11 protein-coding genes and 2 pseudogenes are annotated in these 15879 nt (G+C 35.6%); 6 read left to right on the forward strand and 7 right to left on the reverse strand.

Annotation, left to right across the window (positions count from 1 at the left end):
- Nucleotides 1–42: 42 nt before the first annotated feature.
- Nucleotides 43–969 (reverse strand): D-2-hydroxyacid dehydrogenase family protein, encoded by a 927-nt coding sequence (locus ACFINI_RS05320; RefSeq protein ID WP_375646567.1) that lies wholly within the window; start codon nucleotides 967–969, stop codon nucleotides 43–45.
- Nucleotides 970–2009: 1040 nt separating this feature from the next.
- Here ACFINI_RS05320 and ACFINI_RS05325 point away from each other — a divergent pair.
- The 3 genes from ACFINI_RS05325 (at nucleotide 2010) to ilvC (ending at nucleotide 6036) form a co-directional block, all read left to right on the forward strand.
- A complete protein-coding gene (locus ACFINI_RS05325; RefSeq protein WP_375646569.1) occupies nucleotides 2010–3131 on the forward strand; it encodes an ATP-dependent RecD-like DNA helicase in 1122 nt (373 codons plus the stop codon).
- Between the two features lie 84 nt (nucleotides 3132–3215).
- Nucleotides 3216–3950 carry a pyridoxine 5'-phosphate synthase gene (locus ACFINI_RS05330; RefSeq protein ID WP_375646571.1) on the forward strand — a complete coding sequence of 245 codons (735 nt, stop codon included), beginning with the start codon at nucleotides 3216–3218 and terminating at the stop codon, nucleotides 3948–3950.
- Nucleotides 3951–5016: 1066 nt separating this feature from the next.
- Nucleotides 5017–6036, forward strand: a complete 1020-nt coding sequence (gene ilvC / locus ACFINI_RS05335) for a ketol-acid reductoisomerase (RefSeq protein WP_375612028.1) — start codon at nucleotides 5017–5019, stop codon at nucleotides 6034–6036.
- 115 nt (nucleotides 6037–6151) lie between these two features.
- Here ilvC and ACFINI_RS05340 read toward each other — a convergent pair whose 3' ends face one another.
- The 4 genes from ACFINI_RS05340 to ACFINI_RS05355 all read right to left on the reverse strand — a co-directional run bounded on the left by ACFINI_RS05340 (nucleotide 6152) and on the right by ACFINI_RS05355 (nucleotide 11972).
- On the reverse strand, nucleotides 6152–7543 hold the full coding sequence (locus tag ACFINI_RS05340; protein WP_375612029.1) for an amino acid permease: 1392 nt from the start codon (nucleotides 7541–7543) through the stop codon (nucleotides 6152–6154).
- Between the two features lie 1006 nt (nucleotides 7544–8549).
- Complete coding sequence (locus tag ACFINI_RS05345) at nucleotides 8550–9950, reverse strand: amino acid permease (RefSeq protein ID WP_375612030.1); 1401 nt, start codon at nucleotides 9948–9950, stop codon at nucleotides 8550–8552.
- Nucleotides 9951–10732: 782 nt separating this feature from the next.
- Complete coding sequence (locus tag ACFINI_RS05350; RefSeq protein WP_375646575.1) at nucleotides 10733–11137, reverse strand: LysE family translocator; 405 nt, start codon at nucleotides 11135–11137, stop codon at nucleotides 10733–10735.
- Nucleotides 11138–11363: 226 nt separating this feature from the next.
- The gene (locus tag ACFINI_RS05355) at nucleotides 11364–11972 is read right to left on the reverse strand and encodes a fumarylacetoacetate hydrolase family protein (RefSeq protein WP_375612032.1); all 609 of its coding nucleotides are present in this window, start codon (nucleotides 11970–11972) and stop codon (nucleotides 11364–11366) included.
- A gap of 419 nt (nucleotides 11973–12391) precedes the next feature.
- On the opposite strand from ACFINI_RS05355, the pseudogene ACFINI_RS05360 reads away from it, so the two are divergent.
- From ACFINI_RS05360 to ACFINI_RS05370, 3 genes and pseudogenes are all read left to right on the forward strand, one after another.
- A pseudogene (locus ACFINI_RS05360) lies at nucleotides 12392–12506 on the forward strand (transcriptional regulator); the annotation flags it as partial.
- Between the two features lie 102 nt (nucleotides 12507–12608).
- Complete coding sequence (locus tag ACFINI_RS05365; RefSeq protein WP_375646578.1) at nucleotides 12609–12782, forward strand: DEAD/DEAH box helicase family protein; 174 nt, start codon at nucleotides 12609–12611, stop codon at nucleotides 12780–12782.
- 97 nt (nucleotides 12783–12879) lie between these two features.
- On the forward strand, nucleotides 12880–14307 hold the full coding sequence (locus ACFINI_RS05370) for a hypothetical protein (RefSeq protein WP_375646582.1): 1428 nt from the start codon (nucleotides 12880–12882) through the stop codon (nucleotides 14305–14307).
- A 244-nt stretch (nucleotides 14308–14551) separates the two neighbouring features.
- On the opposite strand, the pseudogene ACFINI_RS05375 reads toward ACFINI_RS05370, so the two are convergent.
- A pseudogene (locus tag ACFINI_RS05375) lies at nucleotides 14552–14981 on the reverse strand (phage antirepressor KilAC domain-containing protein); the annotation flags it as partial.
- Between the two features lie 53 nt (nucleotides 14982–15034).
- A complete protein-coding gene (locus ACFINI_RS05380) occupies nucleotides 15035–15220 on the reverse strand; it encodes a hypothetical protein (RefSeq protein WP_375612034.1) in 186 nt (61 codons plus the stop codon).
- Between the last annotated feature and the right edge of the window lie 659 nt (nucleotides 15221–15879).

The following is a 15879-nucleotide window of genomic DNA, read 5'->3' on the forward strand; positions in this document are numbered from 1 at the left end:
AGCGATATAAGATAAATTTTACAAACATTGGCTCAGCCGGCATTAAGTGCTCTTTATAAAAGACGCTATATTTTGGCAAGCTTTTTCAATATAATTCTCAAAGCTTTCTTCAGTCACATAGCCCAGATGCGGTGTGCAAAGAACTCTATCTGATTGCAATAATTTGCTCTCATATACTGGCTCGCTGTCATAAACATCCAGTGCAAAGTAAATTGAATTTTCCAAACTTAGTATTTTTTCTATCGCCCCTTTTTCAACCAAAGCTGAACGCGCTGTGTTGACAAAAATAGCATGAGGTTTCATGCTCAATAGATCATCTAATTTTATGATTTCTCTGGTTTTATCGCTTAAACGTAAATGGACGGATATAACGTCAGGACGTGTAAAAAATTCATCTTTTGAATGCGTAAAATGATAACCTAAATTTTTTGCTTCTTGCGTTGAACGCTCGCTCCCATAAACCAAAATGGACATGCCAAAAGCTTGAGCATATTGAGCAACCATTTTACCAATACGGCCAAACCCGAATATTCCAAGAGTAGCCCCTTTCATTTGGTTGCCAAATGTTGTTTGCCATCGTCCTTTTTTCATATCAGATACAGATTTACAGAGTTTTCTACGCGCAGACATAATTAAGAGCCACGCAAATTCAGCAGCAGAAGTTGGATCTCCACCACCGTCTAATATTTCAATTCCTAAGTCTCTACAAGCTTCTATATCAATATGTGAACCTATAGGGCCTGTTTGGCAGATTAATTTTAAATTTGGCAGTTTCAGGAGAAGATTTCTATCAACTATAGTCCGCTCTCTGATTAAGATCAGAATATCTATCTCTTTGAGCCTATCTTCTAAATCATATTCTTTAGCTAAATTATTTATAACCAGCACTTCATGCGATTTCATTAATTTTGTAATAGACTGTAATGTTAGGGTAGCTTTTTGATAGTCATCTGGAATTAATATTTTCAATTTAAACCTCCTGTTTCATTCATCAATATTTGAGTTCATTATTTCATTTCTAAAACAACCAAAAAGCAATATCACCACTGATATTTTGACATAACGCCAAGCCTATTAACAAATTATATCCCTTGATTTATTGTTATTTCTAGCAAATAAGAATAGCATTAATCAGTTAGTTTTTATAAACTTTAAAACATTGCGACAAAAAGAAAAAGTTTAACTCAATAGATGGAGAATTGCGCTTTTCTCATATTCTAGAGGACGAACCTGAAGTGCTACGCTGGACTGAAGCCATGTCCCAGTTTTCTATAATAGACTACCAAGAAGGCCATACTTACAAACCATATTTTATTGTTGAAACAGAAAAAGCTACATATTTGTGCGAGATAAAGCGTGCTTCATATAAGTGTGATGTCTCTCTTTATTCGTTGAGATATCACTTATTTGTAGCATGAAGAGTAAATTTATTAAAATCATGATGAGAGGGAGATAGGAACTTTATAGGTGTATCATCATAGGATTAAGTCGTTTTGTTGAGAGCTATTTTTATTTCAGCTAAAAGGTTTTTGATATATTTAATTATTATTTCGTAATAGTGGATGTACTTTATTTTTATGTGCAAGAAAGCTGATTGATTGTGTAAAATAGCGTTCAAAAATTACATTATTTTTATCCTGTTAAGGACATTTTTTCTAGTGAGGGTTTTGCAATTGCAATACTCTTTTTCTCATTCTAAATTTTGGTTAGAAAAAGCGTATATAGGTGTTATTTTAAATTTAAGATATGCATCTTCCATTGTTGGTGTTACTGTTGTAAAAAATGATGTTTTATTTGATACGCATAAGGTGTTACCAAGAAGATCGATGTATAGATAAAATTTAGATTGTTACAATATCTTGAAAAAACAATGGGTAAATAATTGATAATTGTGCTACGAAAGTTGTTAGATGGGCGTGTGTCAGCAATTCTTAATAAAAAGGTTTTTCTTGATAGTCGGTTTTTTTCAAAATACTGCTCTTTTTATGCAAATCTTATGTTGGTAAGCTATGCAGTTTTCGCCGGAACAGGATAATGCATTGAAGGCTGTTGCCGCGTGGTTGAAGGAAGGGCGTTTTCCTCTTTTTCGCCTTTTTGGCTATGCGGGGACGGGTAAGACGACGCTTGCGCGCTATTTTGCAGAGACAGTTGATGGTTCTGTTCAATTTGCTGCTTTTACAGGGAAGGCGGCGCAGGTTTTGCGTTCTAAAGGTGCAAGCAATGCTTGTACGATTCATTCGCTAATTTATTGTCCACGTGGTGAAGAGGAAGTTTCCGATGAAATAACAGGAAAAAAATCTATTGCTCCAACATTTACGTTAAATCGAAGAAGTGCTGCTGCACAAGCTAAACTCATTATTGTTGATGAGTGCTCGATGGTAGATGAAAAATTGGCCCGTGATTTAATGAGTTTTCGAACGCCAATTCTTGTTCTTGGTGATCCAGGTCAATTGCCTCCTATATCAGGTGGAGGCTTTTTTTCTAATGGAGAACCAGATTTTCTTCTTTCAGAAATTCATCGGCAAGCGCGAGATAATCCGATTATACGTCTTGCTATGGATGTACGTGAAGGACGCGATATTGCTTATGGTGACTATGGAGAAGCGCGCGTTGTGACACGTAAAGAGGTCAATCAACAATTGGTTTTGGATGCTGATCAGGTCTTGGTAGGGGTTAATCGTATACGCCACCTTTATAATCAGCGTTTGCGTGTGTTAAAGGGATTTACAGCAGATTATCCACAAGCGGGAGATAAGCTGGTGTGTTTGCGAAATGATCCGATTAAAGGTTTGTTGAATGGCTCTTTATGGAAGGTGATGACTTCACAGAAGGAGACCGTTAAACCAAGTATTAATCTTCTTGTGAAACCAGAAGAAAGTGAGCGTGGGGTAGCAAAGATTAAACTTTTAAAAGCAGCGTTTGAAAACCCTGATCAAGAAATTTCATGGCAATTAAAAAAGCGATATGATGATTTTGATTATGGGTATGCATTAACGGTTCATAAGGCGCAAGGTTCTCAATGGAATAATGTCGTTTTGTTTGATGAAAGTTTTGCATTTCGTGATATGTATGCGCGCTGGCTTTATACGGGAATTACCCGCGCAGCAGAACGTTTAACGATTGTTCGATAGAGAAAATATGTGTATCATCTAAGTTTCAGATGGAAAATGCCTTTTTTCTATCTTGTTACACACTATAAAAAAATGGAAATGGGCATGGCGGTAAAACTTTCGGTTAATCTTAATGCTGTTGCTGTTTTGCGTAATCGACGTAATCTTCCGTGGCCAAGTATAACGAATATTGGGCATATAGCGCTTGCTGCTGGAGCAGCAGGTTTGACGGTTCATCCGCGCCCTGATGAAAGGCATATTCGTTTTGCGGATTTACCAGATATATACTGTTTAATAAAGAACACTTTTCCTACTGCTGAGTTTAATATTGAAGGTTATCCCAGTGATCAATTTTTGGATATCGCTAAAAACTATGCGGATCAGATTACCCTTGTTCCTGATGATCCAGATCAGTCAACGTCTGATCATGGTTGGAATTTTGCTCATGATGCAGAATTTTTAGCACCTATTATTCAGAATTTAAAAAACAGAAAGATTCGTGTATCCCTTTTTGCTAATCCTACTGTCGATGGTCTTGATATTGCTAAAGCAATGGGCGCTGATCGTGTGGAATTTTACACGGGACCTTACGGTGGTGCATTTCAGGATAAAACAAAACAAGATCAAGAGCTCAATAAACTTGTTTTAGCAGCAAGAAGAGCAAAAGAATTGCAGTTAGGTATAAACGCAGGGCATGATCTGACACTTATGAATCTTCCTGCTCTTGCCAAAAATATTCCTTGGCTTGATGAAGTTTCTATTGGCCATGGGCTCATTGCTGATGCATTAGAGTATGGAATACATGAGACTGTTCAGCGTTTTATCCGGTTATTATCGTAATCTTTTTCTCTCTATAAAAATTGGAAAAGAAATTTTTATAGAGGTTTGCCAATTTATCTTAAAAAACAATTTTATATATGTTTGAGATAAATAGCACTATTATCGTGCATTATAAATATTCTATTGTTCCTCTATTTATTGGTTGCTTTCTATCTTTTGTTTTTGAGTGCATGCGATGTTTTTTATTTGTACTATCCATTATGAGGAAGTTTTAAAATCTTCTTATTATAATTTCTTTGAATGGAGAAGAAGTAGGGTTTTGAAAGTATTTCCCTTATAAAGGAGTGCGTAGGATTTTAATGGATCAATACACAAATTTTCTTGATATTTGAGCTCATTTTTGGGTTATCTGTAAATAGTATAACGTAAGATCTCCTTATGAATAAGCTTAATGCAATAGGAGCTGTTAAATAGAATGATGATATCGACTTGTAGCTTTATGAAGTAAAGAGAGTGATGTGCAATAAATCTTACACTATTATAGGGAATTCTTGAAAAGGGCTTGAGCATATTAAAATTTTTTTATAAGGCGCCATAAATGGATAACATAATAGCCGTATGGGGGCTTCTTCGTGTGAGAGGCGTGGATATTAAAAGAACGTAAAAAGTAAAAACATCCTCTCTATTATTCTAAAGATATTGTTGTATATGCTTTTGAGGGTTGTATTAAAACAATACTTGTTATTTTGTAATTTTTCTTGCTATCCGTATTGATTTGGTTCATGTTAAAGATTGTATGTTGTATCTTAATTTTTAGAATATAGCGTTGTTGCACGATAAAAGAGTAGAATATTAGCTAAATTTTCTTTAGAAATCTTATTTTGTGTAATTATTGTTTTTGTAGAATAGCAGTTGAAGTTTATTTGGGGATCCGTATATGTTTTAGGAATGTTTGGGGACTACAGTTTTTTCTATGCAATATGTAAACTTTAAAATTATTCAATTGCGGTGTTCTTATAAGCTGTGTTTTTTGTCTTTATAAGTGTGTGATGCACTGTAGATAATGTTTCTTATTGAATAAAAATAATCTGAAATCCAGTTTAAATAGAGAAAGAAGGAATTTTTTATGCGTGTTTATTATGATCGTGATGCGGATGTTAATCTCATTAAAGGGAAAAAAGTAGCCATTGTTGGTTATGGTTCTCAAGGGCGTGCGCACGCTTTAAACTTGAAAGATTCTGGTGTTAAAAATGTGCAAATAGCTTTGCGTTCAGGGTCGGAAACAGTTAAAAAAGCCATGGCTGATGGTTTTGAAGTGGTGAGTGTTGCTGAAGCAGCAAAATGGGCAGATCTCATTATGATGGCAACACCAGATGAATTGCAAGCTGATATTTATAAGGAACATATTCATGATCATTTACACGATGGGGCAGCGATTGCTTTTGCGCATGGTTTGAGCATTCATTTTGGCTTGATTGAACCTAAAAAAAACGTTGATATTGTGATGATTGCTCCTAAAGGTCCAGGGCATACAGTTCGTCATGAATACCAACGGGGTTGTGGTGTTCCTTGCTTAATAGCGGTGGCGCAAGATGCTTCAGGGCATGCACATAATGTAGCATTATCTTATGCATGTGGACTTGGTGGTGGACGTGCTGGGGTGATTGAAACAACATTTAAAGAAGAGTGCGAAACTGATCTTTTTGGTGAACAAGCGGTTCTTTGTGGTGGTCTTGTTGAATTGATTCGAGCAGGTTATGAAACATTAACACAAGCAGGTTATGCGCCGGAAATGGCTTATTTTGAGTGTTTGCATGAGGTTAAACTGATTGTTGATCTCATGTATGAAGGGGGCATTGCAAATATGAATTATTCGATTTCTAATACAGCTGAATGGGGTGAATATATGTCTGGTCCACGTGTGATTACGGATGAAACCAGAGCAGAAATGAAACGTATATTGAAAGATATTCAAACGGGTAAATTTACATCGAATTGGATTCAAGAATATAAAGCTGGTGCTGCTCATTTTAAAAGTATGCGGCGTTTAAATGATAATCATCCTATTGAAGAAGTTGGTAAAAAACTTCGTTCTATGATGCCTTGGATAAAATCGAATGCTTTGGTTGATAAAGAGCGTAATTGAAGATTCTACAGAGATATTTTGTCAATAGCTTTTATAATTTTATAGATAAATATCAAAAAAAGGGTAACTTTAGTTACCCTTTTTTATATGTTTTTGGAAACATAAGCTTTATTTTTTAATTTTTTGCATAATTCTTTTTCCCAAAAAGAAAGTATACAATTCCTAAAAATATGAACCATGCTGGAGTGTATTTTAAAGCTATGGCAGTGTCAGCTTCTAATGACAATAAATAGATAATGAATGCAAAGAAAACAAGAAGCGCCCAACACATAACAACACCTCCTGGCATTTTATAAGGAGAGACAGTATGCTGGAGAGGACGATTACGGCGATAGACGATATAGCTGATCAAAATGATAGACCATACAAATATAAACAAAGTTGCGGCAATTGTCGTAACAATTGTAAAAGCAGCTATGAGTGTTTGAGATAACGATACAACGGCATAACCAAATAAGATGCATATACATGAAAAGAATAATGCGTTGGCTGGAACGTGGTTACGAGAAAGTTTTCCTAAAAATTTAGGAGCACCTTTTTGTGTTGCTAGCCCATATATCATACGGCTGGTAGAAAAAATTCCACTATTTGCTGAAGATGCGGCAGCTGTGAGGACAACAAAGTTCATCAAACCTGCAGCAGTTGGGATACCAATAAGTGCATACATTGTTACAAATGGGCTTTTTTCTGGACTGATTTGATCCCACGGCGTCACAGACATAATCACAAGAAGAGAGAATATATAAAAGAATACAATGCGGATTGGTATTGAATTAACAGCCTGTGGTAAAGCTTTTTGAGGCTCTTTTACTTCAGCAGCAGCTGTTCCAGCGAGTTCAATGCCAACAAAAGCAAAAATAACAATTTGAAATCCAGCAAAAAAGCCTGTAATTCCTCGCGGAAAAATATTCCCACCGTTCCATATATGGCTAAGAGAAGCAACCGTACCGTTTGGAGAGACAAAACCGGTAAAGATCATATAAAATCCTACAACGATTAGGACTAGAATTGCTACGATTTTGATAAAACCAAACCAAAACTCAAGTTCGCCAAATAGTTTTACGGCGACGAGGTTAAGAATTAAAAAGGACATAAGACCAATTATAACAGGAATCCACGGATTGAGCTCAGGCCACCAAAAGTGTGTATAAGTGACAATAGCAATAATTTCAGCAGTTCCAGTGACAATCCAACACAACCAATATGTCCAGCCGATAAAGAATCCGGCACATGGCCCTAGAAGATCGGTTGAGAAGTCAATAAAAGATCGGTATTGTGTATTAGAAAGCAATAACTCTCCCATAGCACGCATGACAAAGTATAGAGCACAACCAATAATTGCATAAACGAGTAGAATTGAGGGGCCTGCTACACTGATTGTTTTTCCTGATCCCATGAAGAGACCTGTTCCGATCGCTCCACCAAGGGCTATAAGTTGTATGTGTCGGTTATGTAGTCCACGTTGCAATTTCTTCTTAGGTTTTTTTTCTAAATTTTGTTTGTTCATTTTTGGGGAGTTCTCCTTAGTTATTTTTAAATAAAAATTACCCTAAAAAAGGTAATTCCTTCTATCGGAACACGCTATGGTTAAGGAGTAAAGGAATTTTTTTCTATGACTATATGTGAATAAAGCAAAAACATTATTAATTAATGGAATAATTATTTTATATATAAGAAACAAAAGATAAATTGTATTATATTTTTTTGATTTTTTATGTTTTATAGATAAGTAATATATATAATATAATTTATATTATATATTATTATATGTATATAAATAATAATTTATATTTATGTATATTTGTTTATAGTAATTTTTATATAAATATATTTATATTTAAAATTATTTATTTATAGATATTATAATCTATATAAAAATATAAATAAAATTGTAAATTTATTAAATATAAAACTTTGTATATAAATAAAATAAGTTTAAATTGTTAAACTATTATTTAAAATATTAAAAAATATATTTAAATTTTGCATTTAAGTATTAATATTTAAAATTTATTACAAATAGAAAAATATTTTCATAGAATCTTTTTTTATTGCAGATAGCTATTAAGATATATTCTGTTTAGAGCTATATTTTTAATTTTGATAAAAAATTGAATATAAATTTTTTGGGGGGGGGGAAAGTTTTAGATAAATCTCATGTTTTATTAGTAAACAATGTCAGTGAAGTTTATAGAGAATTTTTTACAGAATAGCTCGTTTCTTATCCTATTGTGCAGTAAAATACTGTTGTGTAGAGTAGTGATATAAAGCATATAACGTTTTACGCATTAAGTATTTTTAGAATGGGTGGTGAGTGTTCAGGGCAGGGCTAGCCCATAGAGCCTTATGTAGGTGAACCATATAAATGATCAGCAGCATTCCCCCTTAATAAGCCGGTTTGTTTACAAACCGGTGCCGGTAGGAATCGTCGTTTTTTGATGTTTGGGGAGGAGGTTAAGTAGAAAAAGGGTAACTAAAATTACCCTTTTTTGAGATGTTTTTATGTATAGACTTTATTTGTTACCTTGAGTTATTTTTTTCTTTACAAACATAAAATACATTATACCTAAGAAAACAAACCAGAATATACTATATTTTAAGGCTAGTAGAGTATCAGCTTCTAATGTCAACAAATAGAGCATGAAAACAAAGAAAACTAAAATTATCCCACACATGATAACACCTCCTGGCATTTTATAAATGGATTCAGCGTGTAGATGAGGGCGATTGCGACGATACACAATATAGCTAATCAAAATTACAGACCATACGAATAAAAATGCAATAGCTGAAATGCTTGTCACAATTGTAAAAGCACTTATGAGGCTTGGAGAGAGTGAGGCAATTGTATACCCTATTAAAATACATAAACAGGAAAAGAATAGAGCATTGGCTGGAACATGGTATCTGGAAAGTTTACCTAAAATTGGAGGGGCACCTTTTTGTGTTGCAAGTCCATATATCATACGGCTGGTAGAAAAAATACCACTATTTGCTGAAGAGGCAGCTGAGGTGATAACGACAAAGTTTACCAAGCCAGCAGCTATCGGAATGCCTGCAAGCCAAAACATCGAGACAAAGGGGCTTTTATCTGGAACAATTTGATCCCAAGGTGTGACAGACATAATTACAGCGAGAGAAAAAATGTAAAAGAGTACAATACGGACCGGTATTGCATTAATTGCTTTGGGGAGCACTTTTTTAGGTTCTTTTACTTCAGCAGCGGTTGTTCCAGCAATTTCTATACCAACAAAAGAAAAAATAGCAATTTGAAATCCAGCAAAAAAACCTGTCATTCCTCGCGGAAAGATATTGCCATCGTTCCATACGTGATTGAGAGAAGCAACCGTACCATTGGGAGAGGTAAAGCCCGTAACGATCATATAAAATCCCACAACAATTAATGCTAAAATTGCGACGACTTTGATAAGACCAAACCAGAATTCAAGTTCACCGAATAGTTTTACAGCAAAGAGGTTAAAGATTAAAAAGACACTAATGCAGGTAAAAACGGTAAACCATGGATTGAGTGTTGGCCACCAAAAGTTCATATAAGTGATGATGGCAATAATGTCAGCAGCTCCAGTTACAACCCAGCTCAACCAATAGCTCCAGCCAACAAAGAAAGCGATTCCCGGTCCTAGCATATCGGTTGAAAAATCAATAAGAGATCGGTATTGTGAATTAGAAAGCAACAATTCTCCCATAGCACGCATGACAAAGTATAGAGCAAAACCGATAATAGCATAAACGAGTATGATGGAAGGACCTGCTACACTAATTGTTTTTCCTGCCCCCATGAAGAGACCTGTTCCAATAGCACCACCAATGGCTATAAGTTGTACATGTCGGTTGTGTAGTCCACGCTGTAACTTATTCTGAGAATTATCTTTTAAATTTTGTTTGTAGCTCATTTTTTGGGGGTTCCCTTTAATTATTTTGAGATTAAATTACACTAAAAAAGCATTATTTTGTATCGAAGCATGATATAAATGAGGTGTAAAGGAAAAAAACGTTTTTTATGATTTTGTGTGGATAAAGAAAAGAATATGTTTTAGGAATATGCTTTTGAAAAAAGAGAATGTTGTCCTCTTAAATAACGTAACAGATATTTGAATGGGGAGCTTTTTATTGTTATGAATAACAAATTAATTGTTCATTAAAAGACGTGGGGCTTTTAAAATTATTTCAGAAAGTTGTCAGGAGTTTTTATAATTTTTTGAAACTTATTATTTGTAATCAGTGCATTATTTATTATTATTCATAATGGTGAGAGTTTACTTTTTGCTCAAATAGCACTCGAGAGTTCTCATCTTAGTTTAAGAAACAATTTTTAATGGAAAATTAAAATGATTTTTAAATCATTTTTTTGTTTGTATGGTGCTATCATAAATCAAAAAGTTACTTTTGTTTCATAAGCGAAAAGAGGAATATCATAGCTTATTTTTTTTAAAGTGATGAATAAGGATTTTGTTTAGATATTGGTAACATTTTATAAAATATTGCGAGAAACTCACATTGTTTACACAAACGTCCTTGAGAGTATGATAAAGAAATGCAACGTAATTCAGTTATATAAAGAAAAAAAGAACTGGGGATTGTATAAGCTCTGTTAGAGATTGAGCTATTCATAGTGAGAGACAGAATCAGGAAAAGATTGCTCTATTAACTTTACAATTTGTTATCAAAGATAAAACTATCCAAAGAAAATGAAAAAAGAAAACAGAGATAAAACTGTTCCTGTCGCAATGTTAATCGAGCCTTTTACCCGCTGCTTTTTTAAGGCGGTACTGGCAAATGATATAAAAATGGTCATTAAAGTAAACCATGCAAAGATGTTGAAAGAATGTATTGTGACAAGTTCAAAACCTTTTTTAATGCTACCTCCAGAAGCTAAGAATTTTGGAAAAGCTGCTATGTAAAATATAGATACTTTGGGGTTTAGTATTTGTGTCAGAAAACCGTCCATATAGCTGGTTAAAAGCTTTGTTTCACTCGTAGCATGCTTTTCATTCGTTGAACTTCTTTCTTTTGAATTTAAGCTGTGTATTCCAGATTTAATTGATTTAAAGCCCATGTATAATAAATAACTGCCACCCATGAGTTTTACTAAAAAAAAACAGCGTTTTGTTGTTGAGAATGAGCGCTGATACACCTAGGTGTGGAAAATGCCCCATGCACATATGTTGCTGTACACAATCCTAAAACGTTTACAAATGCGTTCTTTCTTCCCAATCTCGTTGCATTATCGATGATAAGGGCCATATTCGGCTCCGGTGAGATGACTAAAAAAAATGAAACAATGAAAAAGGTCAGTATTTGATGATTCATTTTACTTTTAGCTCTGAAATTAATTGATTTTCGAGATACAATTCTATTCTGTCAAACTGAGAAAGTTTTCCTACACCCTGTGGAGTGCCTGTGTATATGAGATCACCACGTCTTAGCTGAATGTAGTGACTTAAAAATGAGATTATCTTCTCAAAGTTAAAGATCATATTTTTCGTATTGCCAACTTGTCTTGTTTCGCCATTTAACTTCATTGCAAAGGTTATTGGGTTGTTTATTTTTTCCTTGTTTATGAAGTCAGAGACGTATGCGGCGCCTTTAAATCCTTTCGATAAAAGCCAAGGAAGCTTTTTTTCTTTCAGTTTTGTTTGCAAATCCCGCGCTGTGAGATCAAGACCTATTGCTACGGCATCATAGCATTCTTCTGCTTCTTCCTCCATGATCATGAAAGCGTCCTTTGAGATTTTGAGTACAATTTCGGTTTCAAAATGTATTTCTTTGGAAAAATTAGGGAGATAAATTTCATTGCCTAAAACGAGTGAACTTTTTGGCTTGCTAAAGATAACGGGTTCATCTTCAACAACATTACCTAGTTCATGAACATGTTCAACATAATTGTATCCAACACAGTAGATGTCATTTATCATAGGGCGCCCTCCAAATTTTTCATTTTCTCTTTGTATAGGCAAGAGAGAACTTTGCAAACAACATTTTTTCTTATATCGCGTTGTGCGGTTTCTGAAAAAGAAGCATTATGTGGGTTGATGACTAACCATGATGACAGTTCTTCGCATTATCCTCTTTTGAAGAGTGCCCAATCTTATAGTCTTTGAGATTATTTTAATTTTGATTGCCAATTTCCTGAAATTACTTTATTACTTAAAGAGTGATTTTGCTCGTCTACGCAGCGATCAGTAGGGATTGAAAGCCCTAAAGTTCGATCATAAATGAGCCCACTCTGTGGGTGTCTCGGAATTATGGGATATTTTTCTATGTCTAGGTGCGGTGAGCACTAAAAGCAAAAAATCTGACTCGAACTCAGTACTTTCAGGCTCTCGGAATACTAATGCGAGGGTGCTCGCACCCAGCGGGGGACTTGAAAGTGAAAAGCAAAAAGCCACATTTTAACGACATTTCTATAGGCAAAAAATCGCTTTCAAAAAAAAATGCTGGGAATGTCGTAAAAGCAATTAGGGCACCAATTAGGGATAACTTTTCAACAAATCCAAAAGTATGAGAAAGTCTGTGATGGTTAAAAAGAAGCAGACCGTGGCAAACTTATTATGGCATTTGGAACGGAGAAGATTTTTACCAGCTTTAAGATAGCACAACAAATAGCCGGAACTGGAGAGCGTGTTTTGTTTCTCGTGCCTTTTCTGGCTTTGATGTCACAAACGATAAGAGAATGGACACGCTTATACAGAAGTACTGTTTCATTCCTTTGTGGTGTATTCTGATACATAAGTTGGCAAGCGTCGTAAAACAAAGATGCTGTTGTCGAACTCGATGTCTCAGATCTTGGCTCTATCAGCTACCAACTGATGTTCAAAAGCTTTGAAAAAAACAAATAAAGTCTTAGCGAATGCAATGACCGTGGTGTTGGCTACTTACCAATTAATCCAAGTTATTGCGGATGCGCAAGAGAAATACGGTTTATCAGAATTTGATCTGATCATTTGTGAAGCGGTGCAGGTTAAGGCAGATAAGGTAGAACCTTTGGTTGTAGAAGCCAAGGAAGTAGCTGAGACTGCGAAGATAACAGCGGAAGAAGCGATGAATGTTGCGGAGCAAGCAAAAGAAGAGGCTGATACGACAAAGCAAGGGCTTGGAGAGGTCAAGAGTTCATTAGACACGGTGACAGCAACGACAAATTCTGCGAATACAGCCGCCTTTGAGGCAAAAGTGTTAGCGGAAGAAGCGAAGAGTGTATTGACAGAAGTTCAAGAGAAGGCACAGAGGAACAGTGACAGTCTTTCTGAATTTCCAGGTAAGGTAGGTTCTCTTGCCACTAGTTATTTAGAGGATGTGCGTTTTCATCAACCTGACAGAATTCTGGAAGTCGATTCGAAAAATAGAAAAGGTCTTGTGATCAATGAAGGGGCATGTTTTCGCTTTTATCATGGTGGAGAGAATGGGGATAGGTCCATCTTTTACCGCGTTCCAGGGCGTGGAAGGATGACTTTTGACGAAGATCTTGAAGCAGGAAAGGATTATTATATATATCTCATCTTAAAAGATCAGACGAATGAGCTATGCTTTGAGCTTTCGCAAAATCCGACGGCTCCTGATGGCTATACAAAGGATAATTCTGAAAAGATCGGTGGATTTCATACGCTATGTGCGGATATTGGTGAGATTGAAGGTCATCTCTTATCGGGTTACCAAGCGGGGGATGTTTTGCCCAATTCTGTTTGGTGTTTAAATCACTGTCCGAGGACTGATCCAGAGGGAATGGTTTACGATCCGTGGAAGAATATTTGGGTTGATATTTATCTTCAATCAAGGACAGATGCAAATGCAAAGTTGGCATATGGTGTTCCGATTACGACCAATCGTAGCTATGCGGATCATGCATTTGATTTTTGGTCTGTTAATAAGAGATTTTTGACGAGTGATGAGTTTTCGCCATGCATGTATGGAAGTAATCAAGCAACCAGTATTGTCGGCAATCAAGCGCCTTCTCTTAAGACGTCTGGAGGACACGTTGATACAAACAATAGACGGATGATTTCGCATATCGGTTGTGAGGATGGTTGCGGTTATGTTTGGCAATATTTGTCTGGTTGTTATCCAGTGACTAAATGGCATACAGGGGAGCAAGGAAGCAGTTTACGTGTAGACATAAATGTTATGTTGGAAGGAGGCGATTGGACTGGTGGCTCTAACAATGATCATCTTGTACGGAATTTTGCGCATTCTCGTTATGTAGAAGATGAAAAAATAGGCGCCCGTGGATGTAGCGAGCCACTTTATTATAATTAACGCGAGATTGATTAGAACATCATTTTATCCAGCCCCACTTTTGTGGGGCTTTTTTTATGGAGCGTCAGATGAGAAAGATATCGAAAGAAGGATAGGCACTTCATCTTGAAGTTTTAAAATCAAAGCTTTTTCTACTAAACTCATGATGTCAACCAGAGCAGTACAATCTTATCACTCATATTTTCATGTCTAGAAAATTGAGATAATGCCATCCATAAATCGCATAAGAAGTTAGAATCTACCTTCATTGCACACCTCCGTGGACTTGTTCTCTCAAACATGCCGCCAATCCTTTAGGTGTGATTTTTGTTGAAGGCAGCACCTTTTCTGTTCCATCCGATTTTTGAATGGTGATGGCAGAACAGTCCATGAATCCTTTGTTGATTTTATCCTGATTAAGGTAACAATGGACCACGTCGATACACCCAATCATTTTTACGTAAGTAATCTATTAAATCCTTTGGTCTTATCTCCAACATCTTCGCGGCTTCAATCAAACCAAACAAACCATCAGAGCGTTTTAAGCCTTCTAAAGCTTTTGCTTTTGGTGCTAATTCTGAAATAACATGGTTTTTCTGCTTAATTTGATTTTGTAGATGATTTAAGGCGCCAAGTAATACCTCGGGTTTGGAGTAATCAATTTGTGGAATAGCTACTTGTCTTTCCAACTCTTTCCAACGGTCAATTATCTTTGCTCGTAAGGCAGTGCTGTAACTAGAAACAAGAATTAAGCATTCACGCTTTGGCAGGTTATAACAGGGCGGCTTTCACTTTTGTTATCAAGGTAGTGCCCACCAAAATCAACCTCCTCAAATTTGAGGGCGTTAAGTTCTTCAAGCGTTTTCTTGATGTCACGCATAATATTGTCATGCCTTTTGCCACATAATTCAGTAATTTTAATAATGGTATTCATAAAGAATTCTTAGATGTTAGACGTTCCTTAATGACATTCTAAAAGAGTGCTGGGCACTAAGAAACACGGCATCTAGTCCGTCGTTACGCCTTTCCCCGAAGGGGGTATATGGCATAGCCACACCTGACAAAGCTATTAGCATACAATGAGTTAAAGCTTTTAAATTGCGGAAGATTAGTTATTTCGGCAACTAATCCGCTATGTGTTTAAGGTGTTTTCTAGGCACCTGATTCGAAAATACCTATTACTATAGAATTGTCCAGCAACAAAAATTACTTTTTGCTAAGAAAACGTTTCACATACTGTACAGTGTACATATTGAAATTGTTATTTATCAATGAGTTAAGTGTACAATGTACAGTCAAATTAAAAATTCTGTCGCTAGCGATAGTTCGCTCTAGCTTGACCCGCAACAAAGCCAACCCGCTGGGAAGTGCCTTTTACATTGATTTTATTAACTTTTTTATGGAAAAAAGCATAAGTGATAATCTATTTTTAAAATTGCAATCAAAGTGTGTAATGCATAAACTCATAAGGATATGTAAGATATAGATAAAGCTTGAGAACATGATCTAGCCTTTCTTATTAGCAGCGTATTCTTGACGAGAAAGTTGTCTCTGTATGTTTTTGGTTAATCTTTCATTGGCATATTGTGCAAT

The organism is Bartonella sp. AA56HLJMS (assembly GCF_042197145.1).
Taxonomy (GTDB): Bacteria; Pseudomonadota; Alphaproteobacteria; order Rhizobiales; family Rhizobiaceae; genus Bartonella.

Coding starts and splice junctions, on each gene's coding strand:
- ACFINI_RS05380 (WP_375612034.1), bottom strand. CDS start 15,220: ATGAATACCATTATTAAAATTACTGAATTATGTGGCAAAAGGCATGAC.
- ACFINI_RS05355 (WP_375612032.1), bottom strand. CDS start 11,972: ATGATAAATGACATCTACTGTGTTGGATACAATTATGTTGAACATGTT.
- ACFINI_RS05330 (WP_375646571.1), top strand. CDS start 3,216: ATGGCGGTAAAACTTTCGGTTAATCTTAATGCTGTTGCTGTTTTGCGT.
- ACFINI_RS05350 (WP_375646575.1), bottom strand. CDS start 11,137: ATGGGTGGCAGTTATTTATTATACATGGGCTTTAAATCAATTAAATCT.
- ACFINI_RS05325 (WP_375646569.1), top strand. CDS start 2,010: ATGCAGTTTTCGCCGGAACAGGATAATGCATTGAAGGCTGTTGCCGCG.
- ilvC (WP_375612028.1), top strand. CDS start 5,017: ATGCGTGTTTATTATGATCGTGATGCGGATGTTAATCTCATTAAAGGG.
- ACFINI_RS05345 (WP_375612030.1), bottom strand. CDS start 9,950: ATGAGCTACAAACAAAATTTAAAAGATAATTCTCAGAATAAGTTACAG.
- ACFINI_RS05365 (WP_375646578.1), top strand. CDS start 12,609: ATGGCATTTGGAACGGAGAAGATTTTTACCAGCTTTAAGATAGCACAA.
- ACFINI_RS05340 (WP_375612029.1), bottom strand. CDS start 7,543: ATGAACAAACAAAATTTAGAAAAAAAACCTAAGAAGAAATTGCAACGT.